This window comes from Aerococcus sp. NPDC058936 (assembly GCF_042741995.1).
GTDB lineage: Bacteria > Bacillota > Bacilli > Lactobacillales > Aerococcaceae > Aerococcus.
On record NZ_JBHYKZ010000012.1, the window covers coordinates 45564 to 59278 of the forward strand.

A 13715-nucleotide genomic window follows, 5' to 3' on the forward strand; every position below is an offset into this window, starting at 1 on the left:
TCCACCTACTCCTACTTCATGTGTTACATATTAACAGCATTTTACCTTGATGTCTAGCCTATTTAACTGTTACATTTTATTACACAAACTGTTATACACTTGTTTAACCAACTAAAATAAACATCAAAAAAGGCCGAGAAAACAAGTTCTCGACCCCTAGCAGTTGTCCTGCTTATATTTATTTCTTTGTACCTCATCTATACAAGGCAACCCTTTTTCAAGTAACGGTTTAGAAAACAATGACTGGTAATCCTACATAAGCTAAATCATATACTTTTGCCATGGTTTGTGGCGGTGTATTAATACAACCTAAAGATCCATTTTGTTGGTAGGCGTTGCCACCGAAATTTGATTGCCAGTTGGCGTCATGGATCCCTTGACCCGTAAAGTCAAAGGCCATCCAGTAGTCTACGGGTACCGCATAATCTTTTTCAGTTCTTGGGTTATACCCCTTCAATACTGATGGGTCTTCCATATTCCAAATCTCATAGGCACCCGGAACCGTGTCAGTACCAGTATTCCCGCTAACGATATCAGTGGCAATTTTTTGTTCGCCATCAATATAAACGAACATCTTTTGCTTGCTTAAGTCCACTTCAATATAAGAAGTGCCAAAGAAGTCATCTTGGTTATAACCGCCACCCCAAATATTTGGTTGAATCACTGTATCTTCACCCGCAAGGACTGCTTCCGCAACCAATTGCGTCGTCATTTCGCGCTCGATATACCAACCATAAATACCTGGTGTAACCGTCACTTCGCCAGATGCAGTTGATTGGAATTGGTGATCATGGTTTAATGCCGCATTCTCAACGTTCCATTCATATAACCATTGATCAATAGCCGCTTCATCCACTTGGACCGCGCCCTTGTCATCCGTGCTTACCCAATCCGCTAACGTTTCGCTTGGAATGTTCACTACTTCATCTTCAACTTGCATGCCGATCGTAGCCGTTAAAATACCTTCTAATTCAGCCTTGGCCGTTTGAATGGCCTCAGAATCGCTAGTCACTTCAGGTTTCACGTAAGCATCCGCTAAATCTAGCTCACTTGTTCCTGCTTTCACCTCTGACAAGACGGCATCCGCCAATGAATCTGACGTGATTTGATTACCCTGTGTTTCAGGCACCACTTCTACCGTCCTTGTTTCATCATTGATGACTACTTGCGCACTTGTTGATGGTGTTGCACCTTCTTGATCAATGTCTAACTGGTCAAAGTAAGACTTGAATGCCTCACGGTCAACAGTCCACTCGTTACTTTCGTTGGCATCCACAGACTTTAAAGCATTGCTAACAAATTCAACTGGCCATGTGAAGGTCGCTTGTTGATTTAGCATGTCATCAAAATCTTCATTTTCTGCTGGTTGAAAGCCAGCTTCTTGTAAATTCATGGTAGCCACTTCTTGACCTTGGTCAGTAATTTTCATGGTACGTTCATTGTTGGCCTTGGCCACTGCAGCCTCCGCGTCAGCCTTTGTCATCCCACTGACATTTACATTAGAAACAGTCGTTGCTGGTAAGAAATGCGATTGATAATAATAAACACCTACACCGTAGCCCACTATTAATAATGCTAAGACTGTCCCCAATAACCACATCGAAACTTTCTTCATTCAATTCTCTCCCTTCCCAATTGACGCTTTTAAAGCTTTAACCTATTGTACCTTATTTCTTGTAACATTTCTGTAATATTTATTCAATTTATCATATTTTTAACGATTGGCCCGGATTGATAAGTTCCTCATTGACAAAATAGCCACCCTTTGACTATAAAAAAACTAGTCAACCAATCAGTCGGCTTATTTCTTGCGCTTCTTTCTCCGACCGAATAATAGATCCACTAAGACTGTGCCCAAATAGCCTACAACCAAAGTTGTCACAATAAAGTAGATGCTAGCCAAGGAAGCCGCCTCGGTATCTGTAGACCACATATCTTCTTTAAAAATAAAGAAAGTAATGACACCCACAAACAGAAATACCACAACCTTCAATAGGATACTTTTGATACTGACCTTCAAATTATTGTCGTCTAATTCATCGTAGTTGTTCCCTTGTAAGCCACTGATTTCAATTTTATAGACATTTCGAAAGGAATGGTCATCCTTAGTCCCTTTACGGTTTACATCATGTTTGTTCATCGTTTGCCTCCCTAACCTTGCGCTACTTTACTTGTTTTAAACATTCGGTCTTGTGCGATTGACTGCATTATATAACTTTAATAGAAAGAAAGTCCAATTTATCTCGGACCTGACCTTTTAGATTATTGCCCAGAAAACGCCAGCATTTCTTTCGCTACCGTCACATAAAGAAGGACTTTTCTGGAAAATGACGACCAAATAAAAAAAGGATAGCCGTTTTCTACGACTACCCAACCTTGATCGAGTGATTAATTTAAGTTACCACCATTTGTCGCAATCACATCTTTATACCAGCTAAATGATTTTTTCTTGTAACGGTCTAGCGTACCACTACCATCGTCGTTACGGTCAACATAGATAAAACCATACCGTTTAGACATTTGGGCAGTTGATGCTGACACCAAGTCGATACAACCCCAACTTGTATAACCCATGATGTCCACCCCATCTAATAAGGCTTCACCAACTTGGGCTAAGTGGTCGTTCATGTATTTGATCCGGTAGTCATCATCAACAGTCTTCTCACCGTTCGGGCCATCAACTAAGACGTCTTTGGCACCTAAACCATTTTCCACAATGAATAACGGTAATTGATAGCGGTCGTAGAACTGGTTTAAGACTAAGCGCAAACCAACTGGGTCAACTTGCCATCCCCATTCAGATGCTTCTAAATACGGATTTGGAATACCACCCATGATGTTTCCTTCACCCGCTTCATATTGGCTATGGTCAGCCGCTTCAGCAATCGACATGTAGTAAGAGAAGGAAATGAAGTCCACGGTATTTTCTTTTAACAGCTCTTTATCTCCATCAGCGAATTGGATCTCGATACCATTTTCCGCAAAATAACGGTTGATATATGCTGGGTATTCCCCGCGTGCATGAATATCTGAGAATAAGTAGTTTTGGTTTTCTGCCAAGTGGGCAGCCATGACATCATCCGGATTTGGTGTAATCGGGTAAGTCGGCATGGCAAGCACCATACAACCTACTTGGAAGTCGGGGTTGATTTCATGGGCAATTTTCGTCACAGATGCTGAAGCAACCAATTCGTGGTGAACAGCTTGGTATAAGTCTTGTTTCGATAATTCTTCAGGCGGTGTATCAATCCCACCAGACATGAATGGCGCATGTAAGACAGAGTTCACTTCATTGAAAGTTAACCAGTATTTAACCTTGTCTTTGTAACGTGTAAACACAGTTGTGGCATATTTCTCAAAGAAGCCAATCAATTCACGGTTTGTCCAACCGTTGTATTGTTTGGTTAAGTTTAATGGGGTTTCATAGTGCGATAAAGTCACTAAAGGTTCAATCCCATATTTATGGAGCTCATCGAACAAGTCATCATAGAATTGTAATCCAGCCTCGTTTGGTTCAGCGTCATCCCCGTTTGGAAAAATACGTGACCAAGCGATTGATGTACGGAAAACTTTAAATCCCATTTCAGCAAATAAAGCCACATCTTCTTTATAACGGTTATAGAAGTCAATCCCCACTAACTTCAAGTTATCTTCAGTTGGACCATCCGTAATTTCACCCATCCCGCCATTTGGCGTCACATCTTGAACAGTTAAACCTTTACCATCTACATCGAAAGCACCTTCAAATTGATTGGCAGCGGCAGCCCCGCCCCATAAGAAACCATCTGGAAATTTATATTGACTCATTCTACAATTCGCTCCATTCCATATTCTTGTATTATTCAATTTATTTACATACTAATCCTACCATTAAAACGCTTTCTTGTAAAATAATCACCATTTTAAATGATTATACCCTTACAAAAATCGTTTTTCCGGTCTTACTAATCATAAAAAGAGAAGCATGACTTAAACGTCACACCTCTCTTTTCCCAATATTTTAAATTAATTGCTTGCCAGTAGCTTATTCGTAATCACGTTTATAGACATCCTAAATAAAAGCTTGGCTATTGCAATGGACATTACGTTTTCGAAAATAAAAAAGCCACCCTTAAATAAAAAGAATGGCTTGGAAATTTAAATATAATTCGAATAACTAACGGGCTGCTTGTCCGTTTGATTCAATAACTTCTTTATACCAGTTAAATGATTTTTTCTTAGAACGGTGTAAGTCACCCGTCCCGTCGTCTTGACGGTCAACGTAGATTAAACCATAACGTTTAGACATTTCACCAGTACCAGCTGATACTAAGTCGATGATTCCCCATGGTGTGTAACCCCATAATGGTACACCATCTTCTTCAACAGCATCCATGAAGCTATTGATATGTGCTTTCAGATATTCAATCCGGTAGTCGTCATTGATTGACCCATCTTCTTCAACAGTGTCGATCGCCCCTAGCCCGTTTTCCACGATGAATAATGGTTTGCGGTAACGGTCCCAAAGGGCATTCATTGTTGTACGTAATCCAAGTGGATCAATGGCCCAACCCCATTCAGATTCTTCTAAGTATGGGTTTTTAACACCTGAGAAGGCATTACCTGTGACAATATCATCTTCAGCGATTTGGCCTTTAGATACACGACTTGAGTAGTAAGAGAAAGTGATGTAGTCTACAGTGTTTTCACGTAAAATCGCTTCATCTTCTTCAGTGATACCAATATCAATACCTTCGTTTTCAAACATGATTTTCGCCCATTCAGGGTACTCACCACCCGCTTGTACGTCGATAAAGAAGTAGTTATCCCGGTTGCTTAAGTTAGCTGCCCAAACGTCTTCTGGGTTTGCTGAGTATGGATAGTACTCACCAGCTGCCAACATAGAGCCCATTTTGGCTTCTGGATCGATTTCACGAAGGACTTTAGTGATTTTAGCACTTGCTAATAATTCATGGTGGGCTGCTTTGTATAAGACTTGAGTACGTTCTGCTTCATTTAAGTCGCCAAGGTAAATCCCTGCACCCATGAATGGTAAATGTAGAAGCATGTTGATTTCATTGAAAGAAATCCAGTATTTTACTTTACCCTTGTAGCGGTTGAATAAAGCTGTCGCGTAGTTAACGAATAGGTCAACCATTTGACGGTCACGCCAAGAACCTAATTCATCAATCAATGTTTTTGGTACATCGAAGTGGTTGATTGTGACAACAGGTTCAATGTCATATTTCAACAATTCATCAATCACATCTTCGTAGAATTTCAAGCCTTCTTCATTTGGTTCTGATTCAAAACCTGTTGGGAAGATACGAGACCAAGCCATTGAGAAACGGTAAGATTTCATGCCCATTTCAGCAAATAAGGCGATATCTTCTTTGAAGTGGTGGTAGAAGTCAATCGCTTCATGAGAAGGGAAATGTGAACCTTCAGCCACTTCAGAATAGTGCAATTCACCAGCAGTTACTGCATAACGTTGCTCGCCATGAGGAATTAAGTCAACACTTGTTAACCCCTTGCCCCCTTCAAGGTAGCCACCTTCTAATTGATTGGCAGCAGTAGCCCCGCCCCATAAGAATCCATCAGGTAATTTTCTAGACATATTCATACTCCTTTTCTCTTACTTAACAATTGTAAATAGATAATCATTTTTAGCGACAACTGGCTCAGTCGTAGTTAATACATCTGTATAGTTATCCGTATTGGTCACTATTACAGGAGTAATGGTATCATAACCAGCTTCATGGATGGTAGCGATATCAAACTCGACCAGTATATCCCCAGCTGAAACTTTTTGCCCTTTCTCCACATGAATTGTATAACCGCGACCATCAAGATTCACCGTATCCAAGCCAATATGAATCAACAATTCAACTCCAGTGTCCGTCGTAATCCCGACTGCGTGTCCCGTTGGAAAAAGTACAGAAACCGTTCCGTTGGCAGGTGCAAGGACTTTCCCCTCGCTTGGTTGAATAGCAAGCCCTTTGCCTAAAGCGCCACTTGCGAATACTTCATCAGCGACTGCACTTAATGGTAAAATGTCGCCCACTAAGGGGCTAGCGATAATTTCTTCTTTAGCAGAAGCGACCATTTCAGCGTCAGAAACCACAGCTTGAGATGCTGATGGTTCATTTCTCGAAGGGTCACTTGCTGCCAATGCTTCGGCTGGTAACTCTTCTTCTAAACGGTTCACTGGGAAGACCATTTGTAGGATAAAACCAATGGCAACGGCGATGGCATATGAAATGACCACATTCCAGAAGTTAGCCCCTAATTGCCCTTCATTGTCGATCATGTTCATTAAACTGAAGATTCCTAAACCACCAGTACGATAAGCCACTGTATCCATGGCACCTGCATAAGCACCAGCAAAGATGTTGGCGATAATGGCATAGATGAATGGACGTCTCAGTGGAATCATAATCCCGTAGATAACGGGTTCAGTCACCCCAAATAAGGTCGAGATTGCACCAGGAATGGCGATATCTTTTAATTTCTTCTCGTTTCCTTTAATTAACATAGCTAATAGAACCCCAAGGATACCGAATGTTGAAATTTGCATTAGTGGCCCAAGTGGGTTTAAACCCGTTTCAGCTAATAGTAAGTAGGTAATTGGAATGATACCCCAGTGTAACCCGAAGATTACTAGTAATTGCCAAGAAGCAGCTAGTAAGGCACCGAAGACTAATGGTGATACCCCTTGTAACCAAGTGAAGAATACCCCGATTAAGCTGGCTGCCCATGTGGCAACTGGTCCAACAACCATCAAAGCGATTGGTACGGCGATGATGATCGTGAAGAATGGTGTTAAGAATGAATTCACTGTAGAAGGAATGCGCTGCTTGAACCATTTTTCAAGACGAGACCCTAACCATACCGCAACGATGATTGGAATGATTGCTGAGAAGTAACCATTTGACGGTAAGATAACCGGTAGGCCAAAGACGGTTGAATAAATATCTGAAGCAAACGGTGAACCTTCAAATAAGGTATATAAAACGTCGTTTGTCATTGAAGTTGAAAGGGCCGGATGCAAGAAAGCTACCGCAATGGCTAATGCCGTAAAGACATTCATCTTCAATTTTCTAGCTGTCGTTACGGCGACCATAACTGGCAGGTACTGGAAGAAGCCGTCCCCGGCTGCTTGAAGCAGTAAATATAAACCACTGTTGGTAGCGTTTAAGCCAAATGTCCCTAAAATAGCCACGATACCTTTTATCATCCCTGTTGCCGCAAGTGGCATCAAGAAAGGTTGGAATACACCCGAGATGAAGTCGATGGCTTTGTCCGCAAGTTTACGGTCATCATTTTCAGGTTCATTGTTACTACTTCCACCCGCTTCGTCTCCGCCAAGGTGAGTGGTATCTACGATAGCGTCATAAACATCGGCTACTTCATTCCCAATGACTACTTGGTATTGGCCGGATGCTTTCATGACTGTTACGACCCCATCCAAACCTTTGATGGTATCCGTATCAGCCTTTGATTCATCCTTTAAATTAAACCGTAACCGGGTTACACAATGCCGTAATCCATCGACATTCTCTTCACCTCCGACATTTTTTACGATATCATTTGCTAAATTTTTATAATCTTTTATTGCCATTTCTAAACCCTCTTTTCTTTCTTTTAAATCATTCTTTCGCACAAAAAAACCCAAACAAAAACATAGTCAAAAAGAAAGAGTGTCCCCCTCTACTATGTTTCCATTTAGGTTTTGCCTGCTGACCAGTAACAATCCATAGTGGAATGTATGTTATTTTAATGTAAGCGCTTAACGTATTTTTAGTTTATCACGGTCTTTGGGAAAAGGCAATCTCTTTTGTAAAATTAATTGCTTGGTGGCATACTAAAGTAATCATCGCCTGCTTATTGACAGGGGATAAGGTCTCTAAAAAATTGGCGCTTCCATACTAACATCATTCTCTAGACCCTAAATGGTCAAAGTATTTTCTTTTAAATTGGTGTTGGGAAATCGATATCGAAGTCCTGTGCAATCGCTTGTATTTCTGCAATTGTCACATCATCCACTGGAATCCCTTGTCTTTCGTTTGCTTTTTTAGCTAGCTTTTCCTTGTCACCAGGCACATAAATCGGTATTTCAGCGTCCAATCTATCGGCGTCGCGAAGCCTTTGTAGGTAAGCATCGAGACTTTTTTCAATCGCTTCCTTATCGCCAAATAATTTGGGATCGATAGCTAAGAAGAAATGACAAATCCCACCGTTCTCTGAAATCTGGTCGGACGTCCCCCCTTGTGACAAGATGCCAGTTAACAATTCAACTACCAATCCCAGGCCAAACCCCTTATGACTACCAGACGCCTCTTTAAAACCACCTAAAGGGGCTAAAGCTTGCTTATTACTGGTAAAACTTGGATCATAATCTGATAGGGTCCAGGTTTCAGGGTGGTCTATCCCTCTTTTTTCATAGACTTGGACTTTACCATAAGAAACAGTTGTTGTCGCAGCATCAAATAAAAAGCTATCTTCTACGCCCGCCATGCCAAATGCAATGGGATTGGTTCCAAGGAAGGGTTGGCTTGCATTAGTCGGCACCATAATGGCTCTAGAATTCGTAAGAGACAACCCAATTAAACCAGCCTTAGACGCAAGCTCTGCATAGTAACCAGCAATCCCGTAATGGTTAGAATTTCTAACGGTTACAATCCCAACACCTGCTTGTTGCGCCTTTTGAATAGCGAGGTCCATGGCTGCTTTCCCAACCAGGTGGCCCATAGCAGATTGACCGTCAAGAATCGCTGAAATGGGGGTTTCCTTGATGATTTCAGCTTGCTTATCTACCCTAATTTGCCCTGATTTAATTTTTCCATCATAGTATTTCAACCGTTGGACGCCGTGTGAAGGGATCCCTGTCATATCCGCTTTCAAAAGGATTTCCGTAATTTGTTGGCTGTCTCCTTTTGAAAAGCCATATTTTTGGTAGATATCATTCAGTAAAATTTGTAAGCTTTCCTTGGTAAATCTTTTTAATGTTGCCAATATTAGTCTCCTTAGTTGGTTAAATAGTAATTCATTATTTTTTGGCTACTATCAGGGCCTCTTTGATGACTTCAATCCCTTTTTCAATATCCTCAGTGGACGGTCTTGTGAAATTCAACCGGAAATTATCTTCGAAACCAACATGGTCTACACTCATCACATTACCGTGAATCACCACCACATGACGGTCCGCCAAATACCGGTAGAAGGCCTCGATATCCACGCCTTCTTTGATTTGGCAGTTGATAAAGTAACCACCTGTTGGCACCGCAAAATCAATATATTCTGATGGTATTTCATTTAACTTGTCGACCATTAGTTGGTATTTCTGACCATAATAGTCTTTTAGAAAAGCCACATGTCCTTCAAAATCGTAACCTTTGATAAAGCCCAGTAAGACTCGCTGCCAATAGTTGTTTGTATGGGAATCAGCCACTTGTTTTAAGACAATCACTTTTTCAAGAATTTCACTTGAAGCAATCATAAAACCTAAACGCGTACTAGGTGCGAGGATTTTTGAAAAAGAACCCACATAGATCACGCGACCATCCTCATCAAGAGATTTAATGCGCGGGATTACTTCACCTTTATACTGCAATTCGCCGTATGGATCGTCTTCTATGATAACAACGTCATATTTTTTTGCTAATGCATAGACGGTTTTTCGCTCTTCTAAAGTAAGACTTGTGCCTAAAGGATTTTGGAAGGTCGGAATTAAGTACAGCAATTTAATCCGTTTATCCACATCTTCACTAAGTCTTTTTTCTAAATAATCAAAATCGATATTAGCGCTTGCGGTCTTCGGAATTCCTTCCGGTATAGCCCCATTAGATTTAATCGAGGTCACTGCACCGTGAAAGGTTTGCGCCTCACATAAAACAATATCACCTTCATTACAAAATAACTTGACCGAAAGTGCAATCCCCTGGGTAGCACCAGAAGTGATAATCAAATCTTCGTCTGTTTCTAACTGGATTGTTTTCGCTAATCGTTCTTTTAAGGCTTCTCTAAGTTCTGGAACGCCTTCCGTTTGCCCGTATTGAAGATAAGCATCGGGTTCTTCATTTTCGTAAAGATTGTCAGATATCTGTCTCAATGTATCTATTGGATAGGCATCTTTTGATGGATAACCAAACGAGAAAGAAATTGTGTCGGGATTTGTCCCTGCTTTCTTAGCATTCTCTCTTAAGGGAGATGTGTGAAGTCCGATCGTTCGTTTCGCAAAATTATTTGTCATTGAAATACTCCTTTTCCAACTCTTTCCTAGCTTTTGTCCTTGTATTAACGCTTATTGAAAAAATAAAAAAGCCCCTCCACCATACGTCATTCGTACAATGAAGGGACGAAAATGCTTTCCGTGTTACCACCCAAATTTATGCTATAAACATAGCACCTCTAGGGTTCCAAATAGAACCCGGCAATATAACGGTTGCAACCGACCAAGAGGCGTTAACCGCTTGGCTGCTCAGAGCTCATCTTCACTTCTATTTTCTGTCCCTCTTTCACCATCCAAGGGTTCTCTGCATCAGAAAATACTTCAGTTACTCTTCTCTTCAAAGCTTTCATAAATTAAAATTAAATTATATTATGATGAGAATGTTATTGTTTTTAAGTCGCCCTGTCAACTTTTTTGTTTTTATTGCAAGGTGTTTTGTCATGATTTCTGAAAAACAAAAAATCTCACCTTTTGAAAGCATCCGCTTATCATAATACTAGCCGATTTGTTTCAAAAAAAGAGATCATGTATTGGGTTTGTTTGCCCCTTATTCAATTATTAATTAGATTCAATCAGCCGATTTACATGAATAGCCAAGTAAGATTTCTCTTCAGTGGTAATTCGGTAGGCGTATTGGTGGTAAATATAGTCATCGATTTTCTCTGCACATGCCATGGCCTTAGGATAATTTTCCTTAACCTGGTCATAGAGAAACTGACCCGATCCATTCTGCGCTTCCCCTTGAATCACCCGCAAGGCAAAGTACTGCAAGTGGGTCATAAATCGGTTATAGGCAATAGATTCGGTATCAAATTTCTGACCAAAGAAGAGGGTTACCACTTCTAAAATGCCTCGGACAATTTTCATTGCTTCCATCGTCTGACTCATCTCACCCTGGTTCATCCTGGCATTCACCAAATGCAAGGCAATTGAAGAGGCTTCATCATCCGGCAACCTGATGCCAAGATTGGCTTGGATAATATCTAGCGCTTTAAAACCAATATGATACTCATCCGGAAATAGCCGTCGAATATTCCAAGCCAGTGGATTCGTGATAACGAGCCCTTTTTCAAACCGTTCCAAGGCAAAATGAATATGGTCAGCCAAGGTGATATACAAATTGGCCTGGTATTTCTCATCAAGACTAGTGGATGCCAGGTCAATAATGGCCAGCAAACTATCGATTTCAGGGGTGGATAAGGTCACAAACAATTCCTCAACCGATATATCCACCGCGTTTTCTTTGAAGATCTTTTCAATCTTCGTTTCATCCACCACGTTACCCACATGTTGACTGAAACCTAGACCTTTACCCATCGCGACCACTTCGTCATTCTCTTCATCAATCGCTAGTACCGCATTGTTATTAAATATCCGAACAATTTGCACGTTGCCACCCCCAAACATTTTTCTCTTATGTAGATTAATATATCATGTTACCGGTTTCTTTTTCAACCTTTACTGAATCAAACAATTAGAACCATACAATTTGACTTATATGAACGTTATCGGCTATCATTAGTATATCAATTTTGAAAACGCTTTATTATCAATATTCGATCACCCATAATCGAAAAAGGAGCATAATTTATGACAAGTAAGTATATTTTTCTAGATGTAGACGGGACTTTGGTTTCTTATGAAAACGTCCTTCCAGAATCTGCAGTTGAAGCTATCCATCAAGCCCAAGCTAATGGTCATAAGGTCTTCACAGTGACTGGTCGGTCCAAAGCTGAAATGTACAAAGAAATCCTAGACATCGGCTTTGACGGCTATGTTGGCGGGAACGGTAACTACATCGAAGTAGCGGATGAAGTAATCTATCACAAGCATTTAACAAGCGAAGAAACCCGCAAAATCGTCTACTGGTTACTAGACCGTAATTTAGAATTTTATTTGGAATCAAATTCTGGCTTATACGGGTCTAAAAACTTTAGAGAACGCGGTCGTCAAACGGTCCAAGATTACGTGGCTTACAAAGGTAAAGATAATGCACAGGAGGCTTCTGTCGAATCTGTTTTCCCAGAAATGTTGTTTGATCAAGACTTATACCGAGACGATATCAACAAGATTTCCTTCGTCCTTGAATCTTACGAAGACTATTTAGATGCCAAGGAAACTTTCAAAGACTACCAAGTCGGCACTTGGGGTGGACGCGGTGAGCATGCCCTATTTGGTGACGTAGCCCTAGCCAATATCACTAAGGAAACGGCCATCCAAGACTTATTAACTCATGAAAATGTCGATCCAAAAGACACTTTCGCCTTTGGTGACGCTAAAATCGATATGCCGATGTTTAACATCTGTGAAACAGGTGTTGCAATGGGGAACGGTGGCGATGAAATCAAGGCTGCTGCGGACTATATCACCGATGCCGCTGAAGATGACGGTTTATACAATGCATTCAAATATTTCGGTTTGATTTAATTTATTCGACTAGTCATAAAAGGAGCTGACCACCGTGGACTATATACAATTAGGTAATTCAGACATGTCTGTTTCTCGAATATGCCTTGGCTGTATGGGGTTTGGTGACCCAGACAAAGGCGGACACGCTTGGACTTTAGACCAAGAAGCCACGACCGCGATCATCAGTCATGCCTTAGACCAAGGCATTAACTTCTTTGATACGGCCATCGCCTACCAGGGCGGGACTAGCGAGCAGTATGTCGGTAAGGCCCTCAGTCAATTAGCCAATCGGGAAGATGTGGTCATTGCCACAAAATTCCTCCCCCGGACAGAAGAAGAACGCCAGAATAAGGTTTCAGCCCGAGACCATATCGAAGGGTCACTCAATGTCAGTTTAAATAATCTTGGCATGGATTACGTCGACCTCTATATTTACCACATGTGGGACTACCATACCCCCATGGAAGACGTTATGGAGGCCTTAGACCGCTTGATTAAGGCTGGCAAAACGAGGTATATCGGTATTTCTAACGCCTATGCCTACCAGATTGCCACCGCTAACGCCTACGCCCGTGCCCATAACCTGACCGAATTTGTGTCCATCCAAGGCCACTACAATTTGATTTTCAGAGAAGAAGAACGGGAAATGAACAGGTTTGCAAATGAAAATAATATTGCCTTAACACCCTACTCTGCCCTCGCTTCTGGCCGTCTTTCAAGATTACCCGGGGACAATAGTAGCCAGCGGATGAACCTGGATAATTTCGCCAAAAGTAAGTACCAAGATACCGCTGTTCAAGACCAGGAGATTATCCAACGCGTCCATGAAATCGCGAAAAAATACCAGGTCACTATGACCGAAGTGTCGCTTGCTTGGTTGTTGACTAAGGTCACTGCCCCTGTTGTTGGGGCAACCAAAGTCCACCATATTGATGGTGCCGTAGCCGCGGTGAACTTAAAATTAACAGCTGAAGACATTCACTATCTGGAAGAATTGTATTCACCCCATCCACTAGTTGGTGTGATGGCCAACAACAATTAAAATATTGTATTCAAAAAGGTGATTGCGGCAAGCGCAATCACCTTTCTTTATCTT

At 41.3% G+C, this 13715-nt stretch carries 10 protein-coding genes and 1 other annotated feature; of the genes, 2 read left to right on the forward strand and 8 right to left on the reverse strand.

What is annotated here, in order from left to right:
* Positions 1-229 precede the first annotated feature (229 nt).
* The 8 genes from ACFW0C_RS09350 to licT all read right to left on the reverse strand — a co-directional run bounded on the left by ACFW0C_RS09350 (position 230) and on the right by licT (position 11599).
* Positions 230-1615 (reverse strand): L,D-transpeptidase family protein, encoded by a 1386-nt coding sequence (locus ACFW0C_RS09350; RefSeq protein ID WP_378106944.1) that lies wholly within the window; start codon positions 1613-1615, stop codon positions 230-232.
* Between the two features lie 186 nt (positions 1616-1801).
* Positions 1802-2140: a hypothetical protein gene (locus tag ACFW0C_RS09355; RefSeq protein WP_378106946.1), complete on the reverse strand. Its 339-nt coding sequence runs from the start codon at positions 2138-2140 to the stop codon at positions 1802-1804.
* A 248-nt stretch (positions 2141-2388) separates the two neighbouring features.
* Positions 2389-3807, reverse strand: a complete 1419-nt coding sequence (locus tag ACFW0C_RS09360; RefSeq protein ID WP_338191961.1) for a glycoside hydrolase family 1 protein — start codon at positions 3805-3807, stop codon at positions 2389-2391.
* A gap of 349 nt (positions 3808-4156) precedes the next feature.
* Entirely contained in the window at positions 4157-5596 is a 1440-nt protein-coding gene (locus ACFW0C_RS09365) for a 6-phospho-beta-glucosidase (protein WP_378106948.1), read from the reverse strand.
* Positions 5597-5614: 18 nt separating this feature from the next.
* Positions 5615-7600, reverse strand: coding sequence for a beta-glucoside-specific PTS transporter subunit IIABC (locus ACFW0C_RS09370; RefSeq protein WP_378106950.1), 1986 nt, complete (start codon positions 7598-7600; stop codon positions 5615-5617).
* 350 nt (positions 7601-7950) lie between these two features.
* Positions 7951-8994, reverse strand: coding sequence for an Ldh family oxidoreductase (locus tag ACFW0C_RS09375; protein ID WP_378106952.1), 1044 nt, complete (start codon positions 8992-8994; stop codon positions 7951-7953).
* 34 nt (positions 8995-9028) lie between these two features.
* The gene (locus ACFW0C_RS09380; protein ID WP_378106954.1) at positions 9029-10231 is read right to left on the reverse strand and encodes a PLP-dependent aminotransferase family protein; all 1203 of its coding nucleotides are present in this window, start codon (positions 10229-10231) and stop codon (positions 9029-9031) included.
* Between the two features lie 98 nt (positions 10232-10329).
* Positions 10330-10560 (reverse strand) — a binding site (T-box leader).
* A gap of 208 nt (positions 10561-10768) precedes the next feature.
* Positions 10769-11599, reverse strand: a complete 831-nt coding sequence (gene licT, locus ACFW0C_RS09385) for a BglG family transcription antiterminator LicT (protein WP_378106956.1) — start codon at positions 11597-11599, stop codon at positions 10769-10771.
* Positions 11600-11800: 201 nt separating this feature from the next.
* Here licT and ACFW0C_RS09390 point away from each other — a divergent pair, with 201 nt between their 5' ends.
* Both ACFW0C_RS09390 and ACFW0C_RS09395 read left to right on the forward strand, forming a co-directional pair.
* Complete coding sequence (locus ACFW0C_RS09390; protein ID WP_378106958.1) at positions 11801-12637, forward strand: HAD family hydrolase; 837 nt, start codon at positions 11801-11803, stop codon at positions 12635-12637.
* Between the two features lie 34 nt (positions 12638-12671).
* A complete protein-coding gene (locus tag ACFW0C_RS09395) occupies positions 12672-13661 on the forward strand; it encodes an aldo/keto reductase (RefSeq protein ID WP_378106960.1) in 990 nt (329 codons plus the stop codon).
* Positions 13662-13715: the final 54 nt, after the last annotated feature.

Excerpts from the sequence above, each read along its gene's own strand:
- ACFW0C_RS09380 (WP_378106954.1), bottom strand. The coding sequence starts at position 10,231 with ATGACAAATAATTTTGCGAAACGAACGATCGGACTTCACACATCTCCC.
- ACFW0C_RS09390 (WP_378106958.1), top strand. The coding sequence starts at position 11,801 with ATGACAAGTAAGTATATTTTTCTAGATGTAGACGGGACTTTGGTTTCT.
- ACFW0C_RS09370 (WP_378106950.1), bottom strand. The coding sequence starts at position 7,600 with ATGGCAATAAAAGATTATAAAAATTTAGCAAATGATATCGTAAAAAAT.
- ACFW0C_RS09360 (WP_338191961.1), bottom strand. The coding sequence starts at position 3,807 with ATGAGTCAATATAAATTTCCAGATGGTTTCTTATGGGGCGGGGCTGCC.
- ACFW0C_RS09350 (WP_378106944.1), bottom strand. The coding sequence starts at position 1,615 with ATGAAGAAAGTTTCGATGTGGTTATTGGGGACAGTCTTAGCATTATTA.
- ACFW0C_RS09355 (WP_378106946.1), bottom strand. The coding sequence starts at position 2,140 with ATGAACAAACATGATGTAAACCGTAAAGGGACTAAGGATGACCATTCC.
- ACFW0C_RS09365 (WP_378106948.1), bottom strand. The coding sequence starts at position 5,596 with ATGTCTAGAAAATTACCTGATGGATTCTTATGGGGCGGGGCTACTGCT.